Annotated in this window: 27 protein-coding genes and 2 riboswitches; of the genes, 10 read left to right on the top strand and 17 right to left on the bottom strand. The window is 67.9% G+C overall.

Annotated elements, in window-relative coordinates; all coding sequences use genetic code 11:
• Positions 1-58: 58 nt before the first annotated feature.
• Positions 59-1,030, bottom strand: coding sequence for a 4-hydroxy-3-methylbut-2-enyl diphosphate reductase (gene ispH, locus B3Z70_RS14230; RefSeq protein ID WP_292019528.1), 972 nt, complete (start codon positions 1,028-1,030; stop codon positions 59-61).
• A 251-nt stretch (positions 1,031-1,281) separates the two neighbouring features.
• Between ispH and B3Z70_RS14225 the strand changes: the two genes are divergently transcribed.
• The 5 genes from B3Z70_RS14225 (at position 1,282) to B3Z70_RS14205 (ending at position 3,871) form a co-directional block, all read left to right on the top strand.
• On the top strand, positions 1,282-1,641 hold the full coding sequence (locus tag B3Z70_RS14225; RefSeq protein ID WP_292019530.1) for an AtpZ/AtpI family protein: 360 nt from the start codon (positions 1,282-1,284) through the stop codon (positions 1,639-1,641).
• 6 nt (positions 1,642-1,647) lie between these two features.
• Positions 1,648-2,433: a F0F1 ATP synthase subunit A gene (locus tag B3Z70_RS14220; RefSeq protein WP_248118819.1), complete on the top strand. Its 786-nt coding sequence runs from the start codon at positions 1,648-1,650 to the stop codon at positions 2,431-2,433.
• Between the two features lie 57 nt (positions 2,434-2,490).
• Positions 2,491-2,715: a F0F1 ATP synthase subunit C gene (locus tag B3Z70_RS14215; RefSeq protein WP_008261286.1), complete on the top strand. Its 225-nt coding sequence runs from the start codon at positions 2,491-2,493 to the stop codon at positions 2,713-2,715.
• A 68-nt stretch (positions 2,716-2,783) separates the two neighbouring features.
• Positions 2,784-3,356, top strand: a complete 573-nt coding sequence (locus B3Z70_RS14210) for a hypothetical protein (RefSeq protein WP_292045788.1) — start codon at positions 2,784-2,786, stop codon at positions 3,354-3,356.
• Positions 3,356-3,871 carry a F0F1 ATP synthase subunit B gene (locus B3Z70_RS14205; RefSeq protein WP_292023854.1) on the top strand — a complete coding sequence of 172 codons (516 nt, stop codon included), beginning with the start codon at positions 3,356-3,358 and terminating at the stop codon, positions 3,869-3,871. The genes B3Z70_RS14210 and B3Z70_RS14205 overlap by 1 nt, the downstream gene beginning before the upstream one ends.
• A 79-nt stretch (positions 3,872-3,950) precedes the next feature.
• On the opposite strand, the gene B3Z70_RS14200 is transcribed toward B3Z70_RS14205, so the two are convergent.
• The 7 genes from B3Z70_RS14200 to gcvT all read right to left on the bottom strand — a co-directional run bounded on the left by B3Z70_RS14200 (position 3,951) and on the right by gcvT (position 11,045).
• The gene (locus B3Z70_RS14200) at positions 3,951-4,421 is read right to left on the bottom strand and encodes a DUF6789 family protein (protein ID WP_292023852.1); all 471 of its coding nucleotides are present in this window, start codon (positions 4,419-4,421) and stop codon (positions 3,951-3,953) included.
• Positions 4,422-4,553: 132 nt separating this feature from the next.
• A complete protein-coding gene (locus tag B3Z70_RS14195) occupies positions 4,554-4,958 on the bottom strand; it encodes a hypothetical protein (protein ID WP_292023850.1) in 405 nt (134 codons plus the stop codon).
• A gap of 193 nt (positions 4,959-5,151) precedes the next feature.
• Positions 5,152-6,087 carry an SDR family oxidoreductase gene (locus B3Z70_RS14190; RefSeq protein ID WP_292023848.1) on the bottom strand — a complete coding sequence of 312 codons (936 nt, stop codon included), beginning with the start codon at positions 6,085-6,087 and terminating at the stop codon, positions 5,152-5,154.
• A 241-nt stretch (positions 6,088-6,328) separates the two neighbouring features.
• Positions 6,329-7,897: an aminomethyl-transferring glycine dehydrogenase subunit GcvPB gene (gene gcvPB / locus B3Z70_RS14185; RefSeq protein ID WP_409410540.1), complete on the bottom strand. Its 1,569-nt coding sequence runs from the start codon at positions 7,895-7,897 to the stop codon at positions 6,329-6,331.
• A 12-nt stretch (positions 7,898-7,909) separates the two neighbouring features.
• Positions 7,910-9,256, bottom strand: a complete 1,347-nt coding sequence (gcvPA, locus tag B3Z70_RS14180) for an aminomethyl-transferring glycine dehydrogenase subunit GcvPA (protein WP_292023846.1) — start codon at positions 9,254-9,256, stop codon at positions 7,910-7,912.
• Between the two features lie 143 nt (positions 9,257-9,399).
• Entirely contained in the window at positions 9,400-9,765 is a 366-nt protein-coding gene (gene gcvH, locus B3Z70_RS14175; protein WP_205681434.1) for a glycine cleavage system protein GcvH, read from the bottom strand.
• Positions 9,766-9,932: 167 nt separating this feature from the next.
• Entirely contained in the window at positions 9,933-11,045 is a 1,113-nt protein-coding gene (gene gcvT / locus B3Z70_RS14170) for a glycine cleavage system aminomethyltransferase GcvT (protein ID WP_292023844.1), read from the bottom strand.
• Positions 11,046-11,101: 56 nt separating this feature from the next.
• Positions 11,102-11,187, bottom strand: a riboswitch (glycine riboswitch).
• A gap of 4 nt (positions 11,188-11,191) precedes the next feature.
• Positions 11,192-11,289: riboswitch (glycine riboswitch) on the bottom strand.
• Between the two features lie 105 nt (positions 11,290-11,394).
• Here gcvT and B3Z70_RS14165 point away from each other — a divergent pair.
• The 3 genes from B3Z70_RS14165 to B3Z70_RS14155 all read left to right on the top strand — a co-directional run bounded on the left by B3Z70_RS14165 (position 11,395) and on the right by B3Z70_RS14155 (position 14,173).
• Positions 11,395-12,435, top strand: coding sequence for an alpha/beta hydrolase (locus B3Z70_RS14165; protein ID WP_292023842.1), 1,041 nt, complete (start codon positions 11,395-11,397; stop codon positions 12,433-12,435).
• Between the two features lie 140 nt (positions 12,436-12,575).
• Positions 12,576-13,541 (top strand): class 1 fructose-bisphosphatase, encoded by a 966-nt coding sequence (locus B3Z70_RS14160; RefSeq protein WP_292023840.1) that lies wholly within the window; start codon positions 12,576-12,578, stop codon positions 13,539-13,541.
• A complete protein-coding gene (locus B3Z70_RS14155) occupies positions 13,541-14,173 on the top strand; it encodes a nicotinamidase (RefSeq protein WP_292023838.1) in 633 nt (210 codons plus the stop codon). Before B3Z70_RS14160 ends, B3Z70_RS14155 begins: the two co-directional genes overlap by 1 nt.
• A gap of 45 nt (positions 14,174-14,218) precedes the next feature.
• Here B3Z70_RS14155 and B3Z70_RS14150 read toward each other — a convergent pair whose 3' ends face one another.
• The 9 genes from B3Z70_RS14150 to xseA form a co-directional block, all read right to left on the bottom strand.
• The gene (locus B3Z70_RS14150; RefSeq protein ID WP_292023836.1) at positions 14,219-15,235 is read right to left on the bottom strand and encodes an adenosine deaminase; all 1,017 of its coding nucleotides are present in this window, start codon (positions 15,233-15,235) and stop codon (positions 14,219-14,221) included.
• Positions 15,228-15,674 carry a type II toxin-antitoxin system VapC family toxin gene (locus B3Z70_RS14145; RefSeq protein ID WP_292023833.1) on the bottom strand — a complete coding sequence of 149 codons (447 nt, stop codon included), beginning with the start codon at positions 15,672-15,674 and terminating at the stop codon, positions 15,228-15,230. The genes B3Z70_RS14150 and B3Z70_RS14145 overlap by 8 nt, the downstream gene beginning before the upstream one ends.
• Positions 15,671-15,907, bottom strand: a complete 237-nt coding sequence (locus B3Z70_RS14140) for a FitA-like ribbon-helix-helix domain-containing protein (protein WP_292023832.1) — start codon at positions 15,905-15,907, stop codon at positions 15,671-15,673. Before B3Z70_RS14140 ends, B3Z70_RS14145 begins: the two co-directional genes overlap by 4 nt.
• Before the next feature lie 50 nt (positions 15,908-15,957).
• Positions 15,958-17,760, bottom strand: coding sequence for an arginine--tRNA ligase (gene argS, locus B3Z70_RS14135; RefSeq protein ID WP_292045787.1), 1,803 nt, complete (start codon positions 17,758-17,760; stop codon positions 15,958-15,960).
• Positions 17,760-18,443, bottom strand: a complete 684-nt coding sequence (locus B3Z70_RS14130) for a Tat pathway signal sequence domain protein (RefSeq protein WP_292045786.1) — start codon at positions 18,441-18,443, stop codon at positions 17,760-17,762. The genes argS and B3Z70_RS14130 overlap by 1 nt, the downstream gene beginning before the upstream one ends.
• A 111-nt stretch (positions 18,444-18,554) precedes the next feature.
• Positions 18,555-18,998 carry a PaaI family thioesterase gene (locus B3Z70_RS14125; RefSeq protein WP_292022585.1) on the bottom strand — a complete coding sequence of 148 codons (444 nt, stop codon included), beginning with the start codon at positions 18,996-18,998 and terminating at the stop codon, positions 18,555-18,557.
• A gap of 74 nt (positions 18,999-19,072) precedes the next feature.
• Entirely contained in the window at positions 19,073-19,639 is a 567-nt protein-coding gene (locus B3Z70_RS14120) for a DUF3035 domain-containing protein (RefSeq protein WP_248118835.1), read from the bottom strand.
• A 170-nt stretch (positions 19,640-19,809) separates the two neighbouring features.
• Entirely contained in the window at positions 19,810-20,295 is a 486-nt protein-coding gene (gene lspA, locus B3Z70_RS14115) for a signal peptidase II (RefSeq protein ID WP_292022584.1), read from the bottom strand.
• A 249-nt stretch (positions 20,296-20,544) separates the two neighbouring features.
• The gene (gene xseA, locus B3Z70_RS14110) at positions 20,545-22,137 is read right to left on the bottom strand and encodes an exodeoxyribonuclease VII large subunit (RefSeq protein WP_292045785.1); all 1,593 of its coding nucleotides are present in this window, start codon (positions 22,135-22,137) and stop codon (positions 20,545-20,547) included.
• Positions 22,138-22,202: 65 nt separating this feature from the next.
• Here xseA and B3Z70_RS14105 point away from each other — a divergent pair, with 65 nt between their 5' ends.
• Positions 22,203-22,364 (top strand): hypothetical protein, encoded by a 162-nt coding sequence (locus B3Z70_RS14105; RefSeq protein WP_292020628.1) that lies wholly within the window; start codon positions 22,203-22,205, stop codon positions 22,362-22,364.
• A gap of 17 nt (positions 22,365-22,381) precedes the next feature.
• The gene (locus B3Z70_RS14100) at positions 22,382-22,810 is read left to right on the top strand and encodes a PRC-barrel domain-containing protein (protein ID WP_292020627.1); all 429 of its coding nucleotides are present in this window, start codon (positions 22,382-22,384) and stop codon (positions 22,808-22,810) included.
• Positions 22,811-22,830 lie beyond the last annotated feature (20 nt).

The following is a 22,830-nucleotide window of genomic DNA, read 5'->3' as shown; positions in this document are numbered from 1 at the left end:
CACAGCGAATGGACGAGCGTGCTTCTACCACACGACGCCCGACCTGGCATGGACCCGTTCAGGCCGTCAGAAGACGCGGCAGTTTGAAGGTCACGGTTTCGCGCGCGCCGGCGTCCTCGGTCACCGTGGCGTCGAACCGGGCGCGGATGGCGTCGACCAGGGCGGCGATCAGCGGTTCGGGCGCCGAGGCGCCGGCGGTGACGCCGACCGTGTCCACCCCGTCGAACCAGGCCCAGTCCACCTGCGAGGCGTCGTCCACCAGATAGGCGGCGCGGGCGCCCGCGCGCATGGCCACCTCGACCAGCCGGGCCGAGTTGGACGAGTTCTTGGACCCCACCACCAGCACCAGTTCGCAACCCTCGCCCAGCACCTTTACCGCGTCCTGGCGGTTGGTGGTGGCGTAGCAGATGTCTTCCTTGTGCGGATCGGGCAGTTCGGGGAAGCGGCGCTTCAGCACCTTCAATATGCCGGCGGTGTCGTCCACCGACAGGGTGGTCTGGGTCGCATAGGCCAGGGGGGCGTCGCCGGGCCGCTGGAACCGTTCGGCGTCCTGCTCGGTCTCGACCAGGCTGATGGCGCCGGGCGGCAGCTGGCCCATGGTGCCGATCACCTCCGGGTGGCCCGCATGGCCGATCAGTATGATGTGCTTGCCGGCGGCGTGGTGGCGCTCGGCCTCGACATGGACCTTGGACACCAGGGGGCAGGTGGCGTCCAGGAACAGCAGGTCGCGGGCGCGGGCGTTGGCGGGCACCGACTTGGGCACGCCGTGGGCGGAGAAGACCACCGGGCGGTCGTCCGGGCATTCGTCCAGCTCCTTGACGAAGACGGCGCCCATGGCCTTCAGCCGCTCGACCACATGGCGGTTGTGGACGATCTCGTGGCGCACATAGACGGGGGCGCCGTATTTCTCGATGGCCCGCTCCACGATCTGGATCGCCCGATCCACCCCGGCGCAGAAGCCGCGCGGCGTCGCCAGGCGCACGGTGATCGGACGGGGCGAGGGCGCAGGCGGCGGGACGTGGGCGTTCATGGGCCGGAACCTAGTCGTTTCCACGCCGCATCGCCATGTCGAGGCGGCGCGCATGAGGCGGGATTCTGTCGCCTGCGACAGCGGCGCATCGTCACGGCTTGTCCACAGACGCGGAAAGTCGAGCATTTCCTGGGGCTTAGCCGCTAATCACGACGCCTTGACCTGATGGCCGCTCACGATTAGTTTCCGCGCCGAATTCAGACCCGTTCGGACCCACCGTCCGGACGTTGAGCACACAGGTCCTGTCCCCTATGTCGGAATCGCGCGAAGAGGCGATCAAACGCCTCCAAGAGAGCGCATCCGCATTGGAGGCGCGGACCACGGCGGAGAAATCCGCCGAGCTGACCGGCCATCAGGTGTCGGGTCAGGCCTACAAGATCATCGCCGAGCTTCTCGGCGGGGTCTTCGTGGGTCTGGCGTTCGGTTTCATCGCGGATTGGGTCTTCGGGACCCGCCCGTGGGGTTTGATCGGCGGGGTCCTTCTGGGCTTCGCCTTGTCGATTTACATGGCGCGTCGCACAGCCAACCGGCTGATGGCGCAGGCCAAGGCGTTGGGAACATCGGCTCCGGCCGAACCCTATGTCGAGGCCGACGAAGACGGGGAACGATAGGGCTTCATGGCCGATCCGATTCATCAGTTTCAGATTCAGAAGGTCGTCGACCTTGGCGACGTGACCCTGCCCGTGGTGGGGACCGTCGATCTGGCGATCACCAATTCGCACATCGCCATGACCGTCGCCTTCCTGCTGATCGTGGGCTTCCTGACCGCCGTGACGTCGAACGCCAAGATCGTGCCGGGCCGCCTTCAGGCCGCGGGCGAGGGCGTGTTCGGCCTGATCGACAATCTGGCCGATTCCATCATCGGTCATGACGGCCGCAAATATTTCCCGTTCGTCTTCACCCTGTTCATCCTGATCCTGGGCATGAACATCCTGGGTCTGTTCCTGACCTTCACGGCGACGTCGCAGCTGGCCATCACCGCCACCTTCGCCCTGATCACCTTCGGCTTGGTGCTGGTGGTCGGTTTCGCCAAGAACGGCCTGGGCTTCTTCAAGCTGTTCTGGCCCATGGGCGCGCCGCTGCTGCTGCGCCCGGTCGTGGGTCTGATCGAGTTCGTCTCCTTCCTGCTTCGCCCGGTGACCCTGGCGCTGCGTCTGTTCGGCAATATGCTGGGCGGTCACGTCGCGCTGAAGATCTTCGCCGGCTTCGTCGTGTCGCTGGGCCTGTTGGGCCTGGGCGGCGGCATCGGTCTGCTGGCCTTCCCGGTCGCGGCCCTGTCGCTGGGCATGGTCGTCGCCCTGACCGCGCTGGAGTTCCTGGTGGCCTTCCTTCAGGCCTTCGTCTTCGCCGTTCTGGCCTGCATCTATCTCAACGATGTGGTCAACCTGGACCACGCCCACTAAGGGCCGGACCAGTCTCTTCACCCCAACCACCAACGACTTTAATCTAGGAATACAATCATGGACGCTGAAGCCGCGAAGTACATCGGCGCTGGTCTCGCCACCCTGGGCATGATCGGTTCGGCCCTGGGCGTGGGCAACATCTTCGGCCAGTTCCTGGCCGGCGCCCTGCGCAACCCCTCGGCCGCCGCCGGCCAAGTGGGCAACCTGTTCGTCGGCGCCGCCCTGGCCGAAGCCCTGGGCATCCTGGCCTTCGTGCTCGGCATCCTGATGATCTTCGGCTGATATCGGCCGATCACGGCGCGCGGGGTTCGCCCGCGCGCCGCTTCATCTGATTCTGCAGCAGACGGTTCATGGCCAGCACCCACACCATCGACGCGGTCCCGCCTTCGGTCGAAGCGGACCTGCACGCCGAGACGGCGACCCCCGCCGAGCACGGCTCGGGCGGCCTGCCGCAATTCCAGTTCGAACATTGGGCGGGCCAGATCGGCTATCTGCTGATCCTGTTCGTCATCCTGTACGTCCTGGTCTCCAAGGTCTTCGCTCCGCGCCTTCGCAAGGTGATGGATGAGCGGGCCGACACCATTTCCAACGCCGTCGCCACCGCGCGGCAGGTTCAGGCCGAGGCCGCCGGCCAGGCCGCCGAAGCCCAGGCCGAGGTCGCCAAGGCCCGCGCCGACGCCCGCGCCATGGCCGCCGCCGCCAAGGCCCGCGTCGCCGAAGAGGCCAACGCCCGTCAGGCTGCGGAAGAGGCGGTCGTCAACGCCCGCATCGCCGAGGCCGAGGCCGCCATCGGCAAGACGCGCGACGCCGCCATGAGCAATGTCTCCACCATCGCCGCCGACACGACCGCCGCCATGGTCGAGCGTCTGACCGGCAAGGGCGCGACCGCCGCCGAACTGGCCGCCGTCAAGGGAGCCGCCTGATGAACCTGATCTTCGAGCACGGCATCTGGAGCTTCGCCAATGCGGAGATCTGGGTCGGGATCGGCCTGATCCTGTTCTTCGGCGTTCTGGTCGCCGCCGGCGTGCCCAAGATCGCCGCCAAGGCGCTGGACGCCAAGGCCGTCAAGATCCAGGCCGACCTGGACGAGGCCGCCCGCCTGCGCGCCGAGGCCGAGGCCCTGCTGGCCCAGATCCGCAAGGAGAAGGCCGAGGCCGAGGCCCAGGCCGCCGAGATGATGGCCCAGGCCGAAGCCGACGCCCGTCGCCTGGAAGCCGAGACCAAGGTCAAGCTGGAAGAGACCCTGGCCCGCCGTCAGACCATGGCCGAGAACCGCATCGCCCAGGCCGAGGCCCAGGCCTCCGCCGAGGTCAAGGCGGCCGCCGCCGACCTGGCCGCCCGGTCCGCCGAGCAGATCCTGGCCACGCGCCTGGCCTCGGGCGCCAAGGACCCGCTGCTGGACGGCGCCATCGCCCAGATCGGCGACCGCCTGAACTGAGGGCTGGTTGGTCCGAAGACAACAAAGGCCCCCGACGGCGACGTCGGGGGCCTTTTTCTATGGTCGCCTCAGGCGAGCGTCAGTGGGCGGGCGCGCCGCCGATGACGGTCGCGCCCATCCGCTTGTCGCGGCTCACCAGCCGGGCATAGACATTGCCCAGCACGATGCCGAACACCGCATGGGTGACCAGCAGCCAGGCGAAGGTGCCGAAGCCCGCGCCGGCGGTGAAGGTGCGATAGTTTCCGAACATCACGATGGCGGCCATCATGATGATCCAGGCGCCGACCGCGAAGACGATGCCCTTGGTTTCGGGCGTGTCGGTCGGCAGTCGGGGACACAGGATCGCGAACAGCGGCCCCAGGATGAAGACCCCGCTGATCAGGTGGATCACCCAGCCCATCGCCAGATTGCCGGGCATGCCGATCATCGAGGCGATGACGCCCTGGAACGGGTCGAACCAGTTCAGGAACATATTGGGGATTTCGAGCAGCGAGGCGGCCGCGGTCGCCGCAACCCCGGCGATCAGACCCTTTTGTACGCGTGACATCATGACCTTAGCGCCTCCCAACGCCTTGAGTGGTTCTCTGATAACGCTGGGTCAGGATACGCCTGTCCGAGGGCGGCCGGGTTCACGATGCCGTGGTTAGCGGTTGCAGCAACGCAACCGCGAGATCGGCGTCAACTACCGGAACAGTTTGCGGAAATAGCGCCGCAACTGTTTGCGGCCGCGCGACAGGCGACGGCCCGACCGTTTGACGACCACCTTCTCGGCCCGCAGCGCCTGTTGCCAGAAGACGGGCGCGAACTCGGGCTTCTTTCGCATCAGGCGACGGAAGGGATAGACCCATTTGGGCCGGGCGTATTGGGCGCGGATGAACTGACGCTTGGCCCAGAACGAGCTTTTCAGGATCAGGATCAGGCCGACCGCCATGACCGGAACGCCCCCGGGGCCGGGCAGGGGGGCGATCAATAGGCCCAGCAGCACGACCAGAAGCCCGCCGATCATCAGCGCCCAGCGTCGAACCGTCCGCAGCGTGCGGCTGCGGGGCTTGGCGAACGGGGGGAGGGCGACAGGCAGGGAGGTCACGAACACGCCAGATGGGAAGCCACGGTCGGTGTGACAACGGTCGCCTCGGTCGCGCGATCCCTCGTCGGGAAAGGAAAGGGCGACCGTGACGACCGCGCCACACGCCGATCAGGCCCCGCGTCGATGGCGGATCGGTGTCATGCGGATTAAGCTTTGCTCATGATCCGGCGGCGATCTGGGGGCATGGCGTGGATCAGCCGTAGCGCACGCCGGTCAGGGCCTCGGATTCCGCCCACAGACGCCGGGCCACGCCCTCGTCCCTGGCCTGGGAGCCGATGCGGGCGGGACCGGGCGATCCGGCCAGCTCCTGGAACCCTTGCGGGCCATAATAGCCGCCGGGCCGGGCCTGGGGCAGGGTGGCGGCCATCAGACTGGGCAGGGCGCCGGCGGCGCTGGACTGGCCGAACAGGCGGATGAAGAGGCGCGACGCCCAGGCGGCCGGATCGCCGCCGTCCCCCAGACCATTGGCCACCAGATCGGTGCGCGCGACGCCGGGGTGGGCGGCCACGCTGGTCAGACCCCAGCCGTGGGCGTCGCTGCGGCGCTGCAGCTCCAGGGCGAACATCAGCATGGCCAGTTTGGACTGCTGATAGACGGCGAAGGGGCGATAGCCGGAGGTGAAGTTCAGGTCATCCAGATGGATGCGGCCCCCTCGGTGGGCGATGCTGGACAGCTGCACCACCCGCGCGCCAGCCGGCCTGGACGGACCGGCGATCAGCAGCGGCAGCAGCCGGCCGGTCAGTGCGAAATGCGCCAGATAGTTGACGCCGAACTGGGTCTCGAACCCGTCCTGGGTGGTGTGGCGGCGGGGCAGGGCCATGACGCCGGCATTGTCGATCAGGACGTCGATGGGCCGGGCGGCGTCCAGATGCCGGTCGGCGAAGGCGGCGACGGAGGCCAGGTCGCCCAGGTCCAGCGGATCGAACCGCACGTCGGCGCCCGGATGCCGGGCGCGGATCAGCCGCTCGGCCTCGGCGCCCTTGGCCGGATTGCGGGCGGCCAGAACGATCTCCGCGCCCTTGCCCGCCAGCACCAGGGCGGTCTCCAGCCCCAGCCCGCCGGTCGCGCCGGTGACGACGGCCAGCTTGCCGGTCTGATCGGGGATGTCGTGCGGGGTCCAGGTGGTCATGACGCCATCTTGCAGCGGAATGGATGGCTCGTGAAGGGTTTGGGACCGGCCAGACCGGCCTATCGGCTGTGCGCGCTTCGGGGCGTTGCGACGGCGGCGGTGTGCGACTCTGCACTCATCCGCGGTCATCCTCGCCCTTGTGGCGAGGATCCATACGCCCGGTGTGTCCGCAGCGGGGGCGGTCGTCGAACACCGGGTGTATGGATCCCAGGGACAAGCCCTGGGATGACGGGATAAGGTACTAGGCCGCCTGGTTGGAGCCTTCCGGCGCCGACCAGCGCAGCACCGGCGAGCGGGCGGCGCGGGTTTCGTCCAGGCGTTTCAGCGGGGCGTGGAAGGGGGCGCCCTTGAAGCGGTCGACGTCGCCGGCCTTCGCGGCCTCGGCCAGCAGGCGCATGGCGTGGATGAAGCGGTCCAGCTCGGCCTTGGACTCGGTCTCCGTCGGCTCGATCAGCATGGCGCCGTGGACGACCAGCGGGAAATACATGGTCATCGGGTGGAAGCCCTCGTCGATCATCGCCTTGGCGAAGTCGAGCGTGGTGATGTCCGTGCCCTTCAGCCATTCGTCGTCGAACAGGGCCTCGTGCATGCAGGGGCCGTCGGGGAAGGCCGGGCTCATCAGGTCCTGCAGGCGGGCCTTGATGTAATTGGCGTTCAGGACGGCGTCCTCGGCCACCTGACGCAGGCCGTCAGAGCCGTGGCTCATCATGTAGGACAAGGCGCGGACGTACATGCCCATCTGGCCCTGGAAGGCGCACAGACGGCCAAAGGCCTGCGCCGCCTCGTCTTCCTCGCGCTCGATCAGGCGATAGCCGCCTTCGTCATGCACGACCCACGGGGCGGGCGCGAAGGGCGCGAGCGCCTCCGACAGCACCACCGGACCCGCGCCCGGACCGCCGCCGCCGTGGGGCGTGGAGAAGGTTTTGTGCAGGTTGATGTGCATGGCGTCCACGCCCAGATCGCCCGGGCGGACCCGGCCGACGATGGCGTTGAAGTTGGCGCCGTCGCAGTAGAAGTATGCGCCCGCCTCGTGCGTCAGGCGCGCGATCTCGATGATGTCGCGCTCGAACAGGCCGCAGGTGTTGGGGTTGGTCACCATGATGGCGGCGACGTCCGGGCCCAGCTTGGACGCCAGATCGGCGACGTCCACGCGGCCGTCCTCGGTCTGGGCGACCTCGACGACGGAATAGCCGACGAAGGCGGCGGTGGCCGGGTTGGTGCCGTGGGCGGACGTGGGGACCAGCACCTTGCGACGCTGCTCATGCTCGCCCTTGGCCTCGTGGGCGGCGCGGATGGCCATCAGGCCGCACAGTTCGCCATGCGCGCCCGCTTTCGGAGAAAGCGCGACGGCGGGCATTCCGGTCAGGGTCTTCAGCCAGTGGGCCAGCGTATCCATCAGCTCCAGCGCGCCCTGAACCGTCGATTGCGGCTGCAGCGGGTGGATGTCCGAGAAACCGGGCAGACGCGCCATCTTCTCGTTCAGGCGCGGGTTGTGCTTCATCGTACACGAACCCAGCGGATAGATGGCCAGGTCGATGGCGTGGTTCTTTTGGCTCAGGCGCACATAGTGGCGCATGGCTTCCGGCTCGGACAGGCCGGGCAGGCCGATCGGATCCTTGCGGACCAGATCGCCCAGGTCGGACGCATCGGTCCTGGGTTCCGGCAGATCGACGCCGGTTTTGCCCCAGCCGTCGCCCTCGAAGATCAGGGCTTCGTTCTGCAACAGGCCGCGTCCGCCGGTCAGGGTGGCGGGCTTGGTCTGGACGGGGTTCGGGGCGGTCGGGCGGCCGACGGTGTTCATGGTGCTCATGATCGGTTTCCCTTAGGCGGCCAGGACTTTGGAGAGGGACTTGGCGAGGATCTGGATGTCGGCATCCAGCGTCGTCTCGGTCGCGGCGACCAGCAGGACGTCGTCCATGCCCGCGTGGGGCGCCAGGCGGCTATAGGGCACGCCGGCCAGGACGTGATGGGCGGCCAGGGCGTCCACGACCTCGGTCGCGTTTTTGGGCAGGCGGATCGCGAACTCGTTGAAGAAGCGCGGTGTCAGGACCTCGACGCCCGGAATGGCGGCCAGGGCGTCGCGCGTGGCGATGGCCTTCTCGTGGTTCAGCAGGGCCAGTTTGCGCAGGCCCGTCTCGCCCAGCAGGCTCATGTGGATGGTGAAGGCCAGGGTGCACAGGCCCGAGTTGGTGCAGATGTTCGAGGTCGCCTTGTCGCGGCGGATATGCTGCTCGCGCGTGGACAGGGTAAGGACGAAGCCGCGCTCGCCGTCGGCGTCCACGGTCTCGCCGGTCAGGCGGCCGGGCATCTGGCGGATCAGCTTCTCGCGCGTGGCGAACAGGCCGACATAGGGGCCGCCGAAGTTCAGGGCGTTGCCGATCGACTGGCCTTCGGCCGCGACGATGTCGGCGCCCATTTCGCCGGGCGATTTCAACAGGCCCATCGACACGGCCTCCGTCACCACGACGATCAGCAGGGCGCCGGCGGCATGGGCGGCCTCGGCGATCCTGGTGACATCGGTCGCCGTGCCGAAGACGTTGGGCGTCTGGACGACGACGCAGGCGGTGTCCGGGCCGATCTGGTCGATCACGGCGGCTTCGGCGTCGAAGGCGGGGGCCAGCACTTCAGTCTCCACGCCGACGGCGTGAACCACGGTCTCGGTCGCCTTGACATAGTGGGGGTGGACGCCGCCCGAGATCACCGCCTTGTTGCGGCGGGTCACGCGCGTGGCCATCAGCACGCCCTCGGCCATGGCGGTCGAACCGTCATAGAGGGAGGCGTTGGCCACCGGCATTCCGGTCAGGTTCGCGACCTGGGTCTGGAACTCGTAAAGGTACTGCAGGGTCCCTTGCGCGATTTCCGGCTGATAGGGGGTGTAGCTGGTCAGGAACTCCGAGCGCTGGATCACATGATCCACCGTCGCCGGGACATGGTGCTTGTAGGCCCCGGCGCCGCAGAAGAAGGGCACGGCCCCGGCGGTCGCATTCTTGGCGGCCATGGCGGACAGGGCGCGCTCGACCTCCAGTTCGCCCGCCACGCGGGGCAGATCGACAGGTCCGTCCAGCCGCGCGCTCTCGGGCACGTCAACGAACAGGTCGTCGATGGTTTTCGCGCCGATGGCGGCGAGCATCGCCGTGCGGTCGTCGGGCGTCAGGGGGAGGTAGCGCATATTCTGTTCCGCTCATCCCGGCGAAAGCCGGGACCCAGTGTTTCGGGCGATCGGTCGCGTCGATCAAAGAGAGCCGCTCATCCCACGCACCCTGCCTCGCGAAAGGACTGGGTCCCGGCTTTCGCCGGGATGAGCGGATGAAATTACAGCGTGGCCAGGAAGGCGTCGTAGGCGGCCTGATCCATCAGGGCGTCCAGTTGCGAGGCGTCCGAGACCTTGATTTTGGCGAACCAGCCGTCGGCTTCGGCGGCCGAGTTGACGGTTTCCGGGGCGGTCGACAGGGCGTCGTTGGCCTCGACCACCTCGCCCGAGACGGGGGCGTAGACGTCCGACGCCGCCTTGACGCTCTCGACCACGGCGAAGCTGTCGCCCTTCGAGACGGTCTTGCCGACCTCGGGCACTTCGACGAACACCACGTCGCCCAGGGCGTCGGCGGCGTGTTTGGAGATGCCGACGGTGGCGATGTCGCCGTCCAGGCTGACCCACTCGTGATCCTTGGTGAACTTCATCTGTCTGTCCTCGCAAGAGCCGCCGAAGCGGTCTGATGTTCAACTCGTCATCCTAGGCCTTGTGCCTGGGATCCAGACCCCCGGTTTCGGAAGCCGTGATCCGACGGCGGGCGTCGGCGTGTATGGGACCCTAGGCACAAGGCCCGGGGTGACGGAAGCGTGGGGCGTTACGCCTTCGGCTTGCGGTAATAGCGTTGGGCCACGAAGGGCATGGCGACGACCTCGGCGGCGGCGGGCTTGCCGCGCACGATGACCTGCAACTCCGTGCCCAGGGCGGCGAAGGCGGGGGGCACGAAGCCCATGGCGATGTTGTGGCCCAGGGTGGGCGAGGGGCCGCCCGAGGTGACCTTGCCGATCACCGCGCCGTCGGCGTCGGCGATCTCGGCGCCTTCGCGGGCCGGGGCGCCTTGCTTGACATGCAGGCCGACGCGAACGCGCGATGGGCCGTCGGCCAGCTCCTTCAGAATGCGGTCGGCGCCGTTGAAGTCGGCGCGCTCCTTCCTCGACTTGGACAGGGCGAAGGTCAGGGCGCCTTCGACCGGGCTGGTGGTCGGGTCGATGTCGTGGCCGTGCAGCGGCAGACCGGCTTCCAGGCGCAAGCTGTCGCGGGCGCCAAGGCCGATCGGCTTGACGCGGGCGTCTTCCAGAATGGTGTTCCAGATGCGCTCGGCCTGGTCCGCCGGGACCGAAATCTCATAGCCGTCCTCGCCGGTGTAGCCCGAGCGCGACACATAAGCATCGACGCCGAACAGCATCAGGCGGGCCGTCTCCATGAAGCCCATCTCGGCCAGCACGGGCTCGTGGGCGGCCATGACCTCGGCGGCCTCGGGTCCCTGAATGGCGATCAGGGCGCGGTCCAGAACCGTAAGCTTGGCGTCGCCTTGCAGATTGGCGTTCCAGAAGGCGAAGTCCTCGTCCTTGTTGCCCGCGTTGACGACGACGAACAGGCCGTCGTGGTCGGGACGACCGGCCATCAGGTCGTCGATGATCCCGCCCTGGTCGTTCAGCAGCACCGAATATTTCTGCTTGCCGGCCTTCAGGATTTCATAGTCGCCGGGCACGAAGCGTTCGAACTGGGCGGTCGAGTCGGCGCCGGTGATCTTGCACTGGCCCATGTGGGACACGTCGAACAGACCGGCGTGTTCGCGGGTCCAGCGGTGTTCGGCCAGGACCCCTTCGTACTGGACCGGCATGTCATAGCCGCCGAAGCCCACCATGCGGGCCCCCAGCGCGCGGTGCGCGGCGTTCAGGGGCGTGGTCTTCAGGGTCTGGTCGGTCATGGTTCAGGCTTTCGCGGTCGCGTGTTGGGGCGGAGCTCCGCCGGTCCTCGCGCCCCCGCTGTCCTGAAGCCTGAGAGATTCCGGCGACCAAATCATGTCGCCTTGCTCCGTCGGCGCGCCCATCGAGGGCGACTTTCCAGCGTCCGTATGCTGTCGCGGTCCGTTTGCCTGAGCGTTTCCGGGGCGGTTGCGCCTTCGGCGTCGCGGCCGGTTTCCCGTCCCCGAACTCTCCCGCGAGAGCGTTCGACCTAAGGCATCGACTCAAGCGTCAAGTCAAGCGGGCGGGGAACAAGGATGCGTGCGGCGGGTTGTCGTCCCGAGCCCCCACACCAAACCCAGGAATGCGAAAATGTCCATTATAGACAAGCTGTTCGGCGACAACGAAAAGCCGCGCGACACCCCCGCCAAGGCCGATGGCCCGATGCAGAAGGTGCTGGATGAATTGGCCTCGCTCGGCGGGAAGCCGATCGAGACCCTGTCGCCCGAGGAGGCTCGCCAGCAGCCCACCCCCACCGACGCCGTCCACGCCCTGCTGCGCAAGGCGGGCAAGGAGCCGAAATCCGACGATCTGGGCGTCAAGACCACCGACATCGCCATCCCCGGCGCCGCCGGCCCGATCCAGGCCCGAATCTACAAGCCGCACGACCATTCCCAGGACAAGCTGCATCCGGTCGTGGTCTATTTCCACGGCGGCGGCTTCGTGATCGCCGATCTGGACGTCTATGACGGCGGCCCGCGCGGCGTGTCCAAGATGGCCGACGCCATCGTGGTCTCGGTCCATTATCGCCAGGCGCCGGAACATCACTTCCCCGCCGCCCACGACGACGCCCTGGCCGCCTATCGCTGGGTGCTGGACAATGCGCAAAGCTTCAACGGCGACCCGCAGAAGGTGGCGGTCATGGGCGAAAGCGCGGGCGGCAACCTGGCCATCGGCGTGTCGATGATGGCGCGCGACGCGGGCGTGACCCTGCCGGTGCATCAGGTGCTGGTCTATCCGGTCGCCGGCGTGGACATGGACAATGAATCCTACGTCGAGAACGCCGACGCCAAGCCGCTGAACAAGCCGATGATGAAGTGGTTCGTGAAACACATCTTCGCCAACGAAGCCGACGCGCAAGATCCGCGCATCAACATCGTCGAGAACGCCGACCTAAGCGGCCTGCCGTCCTCGACCGTGATCTGCGCCGAGATCGACCCGCTGCGGTCGGAAGGCGAACTGCTGGCCGAAAAGCTGGAGCAGGCGGGCGTCGACGTGCGCCACAAGACCTTCCACGGCTCGACGCACGAGTTCTTCGGCATGGCCATGGTGGTCCCGGACGCTGCGGCGGCGCAGACGTTCGCGGCCCATGAACTGAAGCGGGCCTTCGGCACGGCGATCCTGCCGATCTGATCGGGCGCCGCGAGATCCGTCATCCCAGGCGCAGAACCTGGGATGACGGCGCTACGGTGGGAAGAGGGTTTCTTGTCTTGCGGCGGCGCGTGTCGCCCGCCAAGAACGCAGGGACGCCTCAGCCGCACCGGACCTCCCGCATGACCCGCACCAGCCTCGACGCCCATATCGCCGCCCTGGACGTGGCGGACGGCCTGAAGACGGTGCTGACCGTCGTGGGACAGACCTGCGCCGAGATCAGCCGGGTCGTGGCGGGCGGCGCCCTGGTCGGGGCCCTGGGCGCCTCGGGCCAGATCAACGTCCAGGATGAGGAGCAGAAGAAGCTGGACGTCATCACCGACGACATGCTGACCCAGGCGCTGCTGGCCTGTCCGGCCATCGCCGGGGTCGCCTCCGAAGAGAAGGATACGGCAGAGATCGCGACCAATGCGGCGGGCGAATATCTGGCCCTGTTCGACCCGCTGGATGGTTCGTCCAACATCGACATCAATGCGCCGGTCGGCACCATCGTCTCGGTGCTGAAATCGCCGTCCGCCCAGCCTGGCGAGGCCGACTTCCTGCAGCCGGGGCGGCGACAGGTTGCGGCCCTCTACGCCGTCTATGGGCCGCAGACCATGCTGGTGCTGACGACCGGAAACGGCGTGAAGGGCTTCACCCTGGCGCAGGATGGTCAGTGGTTCCTGACCCACGACGCCATCGCCGTTTCGCCCGACACCAAGGAGTTCGCGATCAATGTCTCGAACCAGCGTCACTGGGCCGAGGCTGTGCAGCGCTATGTCGACGGTCTGCTGAAGGGGGCGGACGGTCCGCGCGGCAAGAACTTCAACATGCGCTGGGTCGCGGCTATGGTGGCGGACGTGCACCGCATCCTGATGCGCGGCGGCGTCTTCATCTATCCGTGGGACAGGCGCGAGCCGAACAAGCCGGGCAAGCTGCGCCTGATGTACGAGGGCAATCCGATGGCCCTCCTGATCGAACAGGCGGGCGGCAAGGCGACGACGGACGGGGTGCAGCCGATCCTGGACGTCCAGCCGACGCAGTTGCACCAACGCATCCCGGTCGCCCTGGGCTCGGCGAACGAAATCGACGCCCTGGCCGCCGCCTGATGCGGATCGGCCCCACCGACGCGCTTCTGGTCATCGACCCCCAGAACGACTTCTGCGAAGGCGGCGCGCTGGCCGTGTCGGGCGGGGCGGGGGTCATGCCGCTGATCGTGCGGCTGGCGGAACGGTTCGAACGGGTGATCGTGACCCAGGACTGGCACACGCCGGACCAGATCAGTTTCGCCTCCAACCATCCCGGCGCGACGCCCTTCACCGAGATCGAGGTCGCCTATGGCCGTCAGATGCTGTGGCCCGACCACTGTCTGCAAGGCTCGCGCGGCGCGGATTTCCATCCTGACATCGCGCCGGTGGTGAACAAGGCGTTGGCCGTGATCCGCAAGGGTTACAACCCCGCGGTCGACAGCTATTCCGGCTTCTTCGAGAACGACCACGAGACGCCGACGGGCCTTGGCGGCCTGTTGCGGGAACTGGGCGTGACGCGGGTTTTCCTGACGGGGCTGGCGCTTGACTACTGCGTCCGTTTCACCGCCGAGGACGCGGTGCGCGAGGGGTTCGAGGCGGTGGTCGTCACCGACGCCAGCCGCGCCATCGCGCCGGAAACGGCGGCGGCCGCGCACGACCGTTTCCGCGTGTTGGGCGTAGTGGAGATCGAGGCGGCGACGCTGCTGGGCTGACACCTCCTAGTCAACAAGGCCGAGGATGACGGGCGTGTGGTCAGGCTAACGCTCCGCCCTTGCGTAGGCCTCCACCTCGGCCAACCGCGCGGCCTTCTCGGCGTCGCCCAGGAACGAGCCCTCGAAACTGTTTTTCGCCAACTGCGTCACCTGTTCCCGCGTCAGGCCGACCGCCGCCGCCAGCTGGCTGTAGTTCGCGTTCACATAGCCGCCGAAATAGGACGGGTCGTCCGAGTTCAGGGTGACGTGCAGACCCCGGCGCAGCATCTCCGGGACCGGGTGATCCTTCAGATCCTTGACCACGCACAGTTTCAGGTTCGACAGCGGGCAGACCGTCAGGGTCATCTGTTCGGCGGCCAGACGTTCGATCAGGGCCTCGTCCTCCATCGAGCGGTTGCCGTGGTCCATCCGATCGATGTGCAGCAGGTCCAGCGCCTCATGCACATAGGCAGGCGGGCCTTCCTCGCCGGCGTGGGCGCACAGTTTCAGGCCCATCTCGCGGGCGGCGGCGAAGACGCGCTGGAACTTGGACGGCGGATGGCCGACCTCCGACGAATCCAGCCCCACGCCAATGAAGTGATGCAGATAGGGTTTGGCCGCCTCCAGGGTGGCGAAGGCTTCCTCCTCGGTCAGGTGGCGCAGGAAGCTGAGGATCAGGCCGCTGGTCACGCCCAGTTCCGCCTTGGCCCAGTCCATGCCCGCGATCAGCCCTTCGACCACCACGCCGAACGGCACGCCGCGATCCGTGTGCGTCTGCGGGTCGAAGAAGATTTCGGCGTGGCGCACATTGTCCGCCGCCGCGCGCTGGAAATAGGCGAAGGCCAGATCCTCGAAATCCTTGCGGGTCAGCAGCACAGCCGCCCCGGCGTAATAGATGTCCAGGAAATCCTGCAGGTTGGAAAAGTCATAGGCCGCCCGCACCGCCTCGACGCTGTCGTAGGGAATGGACACGCCGTTCCGCTGCGCCAGTTCGAACATCAGTTCGGGCTCCAGACTGCCCTCGATGTGCAGATGCAGTTCGGCCTTGGGCAGGCCGGCGATATAGGCGTCGAGATCAGTCATGATGCTTCTCTGGCAGATCAGCGACAAACGCCGCAAGACCGACAACCCTGGCTGTGGTCACGCTCGGGGCCGCTGAAAGTTTGCGGCCCAGACGATCATCGGCGCTGACCATCGGCAGGTTTCGCCGTTCAGCCAGCGCCAGATAGTAGCAGTCGTAAACGGCATGATTGAGCCGCACTGCGATTTCCACGGCGCGATCCGCCAGGGTCACGCTGTCGACCAGGGTCAGATGTGCGTGTCGCATAACTCGCACCGCAGGCTCCAGAAAGGCTGGATCGAACTCACCCAGACGCACTTTCTTCCAAAGCACGTTCGTCGTTTCGACGATCAGCAAATCCGGAGCGACCAGCTTGAGGTGCTGAAGGCGGCGAGCCGCGACCGTGTCGTCTTCCTCGACAAACCATTTCGCCAGCACACTGGCGTCAATGACTGCGTTCACCGCTCTTCACGGCCTTCGCGCACGAGCACCTCGGACGGAGTATGCGAGCGACCGACTGTATGGGCTCTGATTTGATCCGATGCGGCGATCCAGTCGAAGCCGTCAGCATCCTCCGCCGCAGCGGCGGTCAGGATGGCCCGATACTCCGCCTCGGCTGACCGGCCATTGCGGGCTGCGCGCTGCTTCAGCGCCTGCACCGTGGCTTCGTCCAGATGGCGGACGTGGATGTTCATGACGGCCTCCAACAGATGATAGCAATGCTATCATATCGTCGGCGTCGTCGCTACATCCGCTCCGGCGTGTCGATGCCCAAGAGGTTCAGGGCGATTTCAAGCTGGCGCAGAGCCGCCGCCGACAGGGCCAGGCGCGAGCGTTTAGTGGCGTCGTCCGGTGCGACCAGCACGGGGCAGGCGGCGTAGAATTTCGAGAAGGACTGGGCCACGCGATAGGCGTGTTCGGCCACCAGGTGCGGCATCCGCTTGTCGTAGGCGTCGGCCGCGGCGGTCGAGAAGGCGTCCAGCGTCAGGGCCAGGTCGCGTTCCGCCTGTTCGGCGATGACGATGGGGCCGGCGGATACGCCCTGTTCGGCGGCCTTGCGCAGCAGGGATTTTATGCGGACCGCCTGATACAGCAGATAAGGCCCGGTCTTGCCCTCGAAGCTCATGAAGCGGTCGAGGTCGAAGACGTAGCTGGTCGTGCGCGCGTTCGACAGGTCGGCGAACTTCAGGGCGGCGATGGCCACCTTGTGGGCGATGGCCTCGAACTCTTGCGGCGACAGGTCGTCGCCCAGCTTGGCTTCGTGCAGACGCTCGCGCGCCTTGTCCGTCGCCTGGTCGATCAGGTCGCGCAGCTTCAGCACGCCGCCCGCGCGGGTCTTGAACGGCTTGCCGTCCTGACCGTTCATGGTGCCGAAGCCCAGATGCTCCAGCGACTTCTCGGGGGCGTAACCGGCCAGATAGGCGGCGCGGAACACCTGTTCGAAATGCTCGGCCTGACGTTCGTCGACGACGTAGAGGATCAGGTCTGGCGAGAACGCCTTCTTGCGGTCCAGGATCGTGGCCAGGTCGGTCGTGCCGTACATGGCCGACCCTTCCGAACTGATGACCAGCAGGGGCGGAGGCGAGGGGGCCTCGATCACCGAACCGTCGGCCAGCTTCTTCTTGCGCGTCTCACCTTCGCGGGCGACGTGGACCACCTGGGCGCCGTCGTCCTCGACCAGCAGGCCGGTGTCTTTCAAGTGCGCCAGCATTTCAGGCATCACCGGATCGGCGTCGCTCTCGCCGTTCCACAGGTCGAAATCGACCGAGAGGTCGCCGTATTCGCGCTTCAGCGCCTCGCGGCTGACCGCCACGAAGTGCTGCCACAGGGCGCGATAGCCGGGGCGGCCGTTCTGGAGTTCGGCCGTCGCCTTGCGGGCGCGGTCGCGGAAGGCGGGGTCTTCCTTGGCCTTGCCGGCGGCCAGCGGATACAGCCGGTCCAGATCGGCCAGGGTGACGGGGGTTTCGGTCGGGAAGGGACCGTCGCCCTCGGCCATGAAGGCGTCGGCCAGACCTTCGTCGCCGCAGGCGACGATCAGCAGCCCCATCTGGAAGCCCCAGTCGCCGAAGTGGGCGTCGCCGGTCACGTCGTCGCCCCGGAAGCGGAACAGACGCTTCAGGCTCTCGCCGATGATGGCGCTGCGCAGGTGGCCGACGTGCATAGGCTTGGCCACGTTGGGGCCGCCGAAGTCGATGACGACCTTGCGCGGTTCGGCGACGACCGCCGCGCCTGCGTGATCGGCGTCGGCGGCGACCTCCTCGGCGCGTTCAGCCAGGGCCGCGTCGGCGATCTTCAGGTTGATGAAACCGGGACCGGCGACCTCGACCGAGGAAAAGCGCGGGTCCGCGCTCAGGCGTTCGGCGATCCGGCCCGCCAGTTCGCGCGGATTGGCCTTCAGCGCCTTGGCGGCGGCCAGGGCGCCGTTGGACTGGAAGTCGGCCAGATCGGGACGGTCGGACGGGGTGACGCGGGCCAGGGCAGCATCCACGCCTTCGGCGGCGAAGGCGGCGCCGACCGCTTCGCCGAGGACGGTCTTCAGATCGGACATTACGGGTTCGGCGCCGTGGCAGGGGCGGGCGCGGCCGGGGTCGCGCCGGCGTTGACGCGGAATCGGCTGCCCGAACGGTTGAACTCGGCCATTTCAGGCGTCACGTCGAAACCGACCAGGATCTCGAAATTGCTGCCGCTGGTCGTGGCCTCGGCGCGCGGGATGACGATGGTGCGCTCCTCGGTCACGGACGCCGTGCGCTGGCCCTGGAAGTTCACCGGCAGGTCGAAATATTCCTTGGACAGGATGGCGGTGTTCCGCTCGGTCACCGCGATCCAGTAGCGATAGGTGCGCTGATCGCCGGCCGCCTGGGCGCCGCGGCCCAGGTTGAACAGCACGTTCATGTCCACGCGGATCGGATCGCTCTCGCGATATTCGCAGTCCGACGACACGCCTTCGATCTCGCCGGTGTAGCCGACATTGGCCACGGCGGCGCGGCCGCCTTCCAGTTCGACGTAGCGGGCGGCGTCGTACAGCACCTTCACATAGGGGCAGGGGCCGGCGTTGACGCGGCGGCGCAAGGGGGCGATGCGCGGCGCGCGGGCCGGGGCGGCGTCGTCGCCCGACGCCTGCTGCTGTTGGCCCCCGCGCTGGCGTTGACGCTGGGATTGGGCCTCGGCGGCGACCGGCAGGACGGAGGCCGCGATCGAGAAGGCGGCCAGGGCGGTGAGGACGCGACGCATCAGCTTATATTTCCGACAGCGAAAAGGGGCGCACGACGATCGGCGGCCGACCGTTGAACGCTCGCCGCTGATAGCGGCTAAAGCGAGGCGCGGCAAACGCTTGCTGGCGGCCTATCGCTCCATCACCAGGCAGGTCGAGGTCGCGGTGGCGTAAAGCCGCCCGTCCAGACCGCGCAGATCCGCCTCGGCGAAGGCGGCGCGGCGGCCGGCCTGAACGATTCGGCCCTCGGCGCGGACCGGCGTGCCGGCGCTCAACGCCTTGTGGAAGACGGCCTTCAGTTCCAGCGTCGTATAGGTCTGGCCCGGCCGCAGCGTCGAATGCACGACGCAGCCGCAGGCCGAATCCAGCACGTTGGCGATCCAGCCGCCATGCACCGAACCCAGCGGATTATAGACGGCGGCCGTCGGCACGGCCTCGAACACCACCCGGCCTTCCTCGACCTCGGTCAGATCGAAGCCGACCGTGCGAGCGATGGGGGCGACGAATCCGCCGCTCAGGCCCAGGCGAAGTTGTTCGACCCCGGACAGGGCGGCGATATCGAGGGTGTCGGTCATGGGAACGGCTCCATCAGGTCCGTTCACAATAAGGACGGACGCCGCCGTGGCAAGCGTCCGATCCGATGCGGGTCTTACAGACCGGGCAGTTTGAAGCCGCCGCTGCGGCGCGGCTGGATGGTGATGGCCTGGCGGCCGCCGGTCAGGGCCTGCAGACGCTCGGCCTCGGTGGCGGCGTCGATGGTCTTCTGGCCCTCGGCGGTCTGGCGCACGGTCGCCGTCTGGGTCGACGGGTCGTTCTTGCGCCAGAACATCAGGCGGTTGGCGAAGCTTTCGTCCTTGTGCGCCAGGTCGCCGAACTCGTCGTCCACGACGTAGCGGGCCAGGGGGTCGGCCTGTTCGCCGCCGGCCTGGGCCACCAGAACCTGTTCGCCCGGCGTGCGGGTGACGGCCTGACGCTGACCCAGCAGGATCTGACGCGCGGCGCTTTCGGGGGCCAGCTCCTGCGGGCGCGGCTGGCCGGGCGCGGGCGGACGCAGGCCGTATTCCGGCGGCACGCTGAGCGGGGCGGTCGAGACGGTGACGAACTCGTCCGGCACCACCTTGGTCAGGCCGATGCCCTGCTTCAGGCTGCCGCAGGCCGAGACGGCGAGCGCGGAGGAGGCGACGAGGGTCAGGACGGCGACACTGCGGATACGCATGGTTTCAGGCTCTGGTCGGCTGATGCACGAAGCGCCGCGACGGCGCCGTTGGCATAGTGAAGACGGGGTGATTACGACTTTTCGGGGGCCGCGCCAACCTAGAGCCTGATCGTTCGAGGCGGGCGACGCCGCCGAGACCGTGAATCAGGCTCGAGAGAATCGAAAGCCGCTCAGGCTTTCGAGGGTCGGTCCGACATCAGGCTGTCGAGAATCAGCAGGATCACGCCGATGGTGATGGCGCTGTCGGCGACGTTGAACACCCAGGGAAAAACCCCCGTGCCGGAGAAGTCGATGAAGTCGACCACATAGCCGAAGCGGATGCGGTCGATCACATTGCCCAGCGCGCCGCCCATGACGAAACCGATGGCGGTGATCAGAAGCCGGCGCTCCGATTTCGTCGCCCACCAGGCCAGGCCCGCCGAGACGATGATGGAGAAGATGGCCAGGCCCCAGCGCGCCTCGCCCCCGCCGAACAGGCCGAAGCTGACGCCGGTGTTCTCGACCCAGCTGAAGTTCAGGATGGGCGGCAGGACGGGAATGCGTCCGACCTCGTGCAGGGTCAGGCCGCTGATGACCCAGGCCTTGGTCGCCTGGTCCAGCAGGATGATCAGGAGCGCGAAGACATAGGCGGTGACGGCGAGGCGGGTGATCTTCATGCCGGGCCGGTTAGCAGGAAGCGCCGCCGGGGCGAAGCGGAAAACCGCGCGTCGGATCAGGTCGCCCGGGACGAGGGCCTGTCGATGCTGCGTGACGAACCACACGGCCGTCATTCCGGGGCCGAGCGGCGCGAAGAACCCGGAACCCAGGGCCACAGTCGCGCTGCTAGACGCAGATGAAGCCTGATGCACGCCTCCTGGGTTCCGGGTTCGTCCTGCGGACGCCCCGGAATGACGGTCGTCGAACCTCTAGAACAGGGTTCCCTGACCCGCCACGGGCGGTTTCGGTTTGGCCGGCGCACGCGGCGAGGCGGGGCGAGGATCGCCGCCGTCGATCGTGGCGGGTCGTGCGCCGTCGCCGAACACCAGCCGAACCGCCTGACCCGCCTCCAGCGCGGCGGCCGAGGTGATCCAGCCGCCGTCCGTGTCCTCGACCCGGGCGAAGCCGGGCTTGGGCCGGCCGGGGTCCAGCGTGGCCAGCGCCCGCGACAGGGCCGCCAGACGGTCTGCGTCGCGTTCGAGCCGACGCGGCAGCACGGCGTCCAGCCGCGTCGTCGCCGCCAGCAGCCGCGCCTCGCGCTGGTCCAGCCGCCGATGCAAGGGCGCGGGGGACAGGCGGGCCGAGACCTGGAGCAGACGCCGCTCGCCGCGCGCCACGCCTGCCTGCAGCGCCGAGCCCAGCCGGTCGCCCGCGCCGCGCAGCCGGTCCTGTCCCCGTTCGATCCGGGTGCGCAGCAGGGCCGGGCTCAGCTTGCCGCCCGTCACCGCCAGATGCCGCTCGTGCAGGGCGACGTTGCGTTGCAGGCCCGAGCCGAGACGGCTCGACACATGGTCCAGCCGCTGCTGCGCCAGGGCCAGCAGATCCTCGGGCCGCGCCGGCAGTCCGCGCGCCACGGCCCGCAGACGGGTGCGCCGATCCTCGATCAGCCGCCCGCCCGCCTGAACCATGCGCCGGTCCATGTCCGCCACGGCGTAGCGCAGGTCCGCCAGCACCGGCGTCGCCATTTCTGCGGCGCCCGTGGGCGTCGGCGCCCGGCGGTCCGACACGAAGTCGATCAGGGTGGTGTCCGTCTCGTGCCCCACGGCCGAGATGATCGGGATGCGCGCCGCCGCGACCGTGCGCGCCAGACCTTCGTCGTTGAAGCACCACAGGTCCTCCACCGACCCGCCGCCGCGCGCCACGATCAGCAGGTCGGGGCGGGGTATCGGCCCGTCCGGCGTCAGCCCGTCGAATCCGCGAATCGCATTGGACACCTGGCCGCAGGCGGCCTCGCCCTGAACCACCACGGGCCAGACGATGACGCGACAGGGCCAGCGTTCGGCGATCCGGTGCAGCACGTCGCGGATCACCGCCCCTGTCGGGCTGGTGATCACGCCGATAACGGCGGGGAAGGCGGGCAGGGGCTTCTTGCGGCCCGGCTCGAACAGACCTTCCTCGCGCAGCCGGACCTTCAGCCGCTCCAACTGGGCCAGAAGCGCGCCCGCGCCCGCCGCCTCCATGCTCTCGATCACGATCTGATAGGAGGATCGCGCGGGATAGGAGGTGATCTTGCCGGTGACGATGACCTCCAGCCCCGCCTCGGGTTGCACGCCCAGGCCGCGCGTCGATCCCTTCCACACCACGCCGTCGATGGCGGACTTGTCATCCTTCAGCGTCAGGTAGATGTGGCCCGAGGCGTGGCGGTTGACCTTGGAGATCTCGCCCCGCAGCCGCACATGGCCGAACCGATCCTCCAGCGTCCGCTTCAGCGCGAAGGACAGCTCCGAGATCGACAGCGGCGGATTGTTGTCGCGCGGGGCGGGGGCCTCGGCCGGGCCTTCGAACACATAGTCGTCGCTCATGCGGGCCACTCTAGCCTGCGTCGATGCGTCCGGGAACGGGGGCCGCATGTCGCCGTTGCGTCCCCATGGCCGCCGATCCACCGAATACAGACCCCGCCGACCAAGACCCGCACGAGCGCGATCTGATGCGCCGCTCGGGCGAAGGCGGCGCCATGAGCCCGTGGCTGATCGTCGGCGGCATCGCCCTGCTGGGCCTGGGCGCCTATGTCGTTTTCGCCCTGCTTTGACGTCGTCAGGACATTCCATGAGCCGTATCGTCGCCCTCGCCGCCCTGTCGATCACCGCGAGCGTTGCGGCCTGTTCCGACCGTGACGACGACGTGGTGCAGGCGCCCGCGCCAGGCGCGGCGCCCGCAAGCCTGCCGGACAGACAGGCGGATGTCGCCGCGACCAACGCCGCCCTGGCCTTAGGCATGACCCGCGACCAACTGGAAGACGCCGATATCGTATCGCGCGCCAACGCCGATCTGGGCGACGTCGAGACCCTGGTGCTGGACGCCTCGGGCGCCCTGACCCATCTGGTGGTCGAGCTGAACGGGCCGGGCGACATGAAGGTGCTGGTTCCCGTCGCCGACGTGGCCCCCATCGACAGCAACGGCGACAAGGATCTGGTCACCGACCTGACGCCCGGCCAGCTTCAGGCCCTGCCGGCCTGGACGCCGCCCGCGCGCTGATATTCGGCGTTAAGCCTGAC

This window comes from Brevundimonas sp. UBA6550, assembly GCF_002434505.1.
Taxonomy (GTDB): domain Bacteria; phylum Pseudomonadota; class Alphaproteobacteria; order Caulobacterales; family Caulobacteraceae; genus Brevundimonas.
This window is presented reverse-complemented; position numbering and strand designations above follow the sequence as displayed.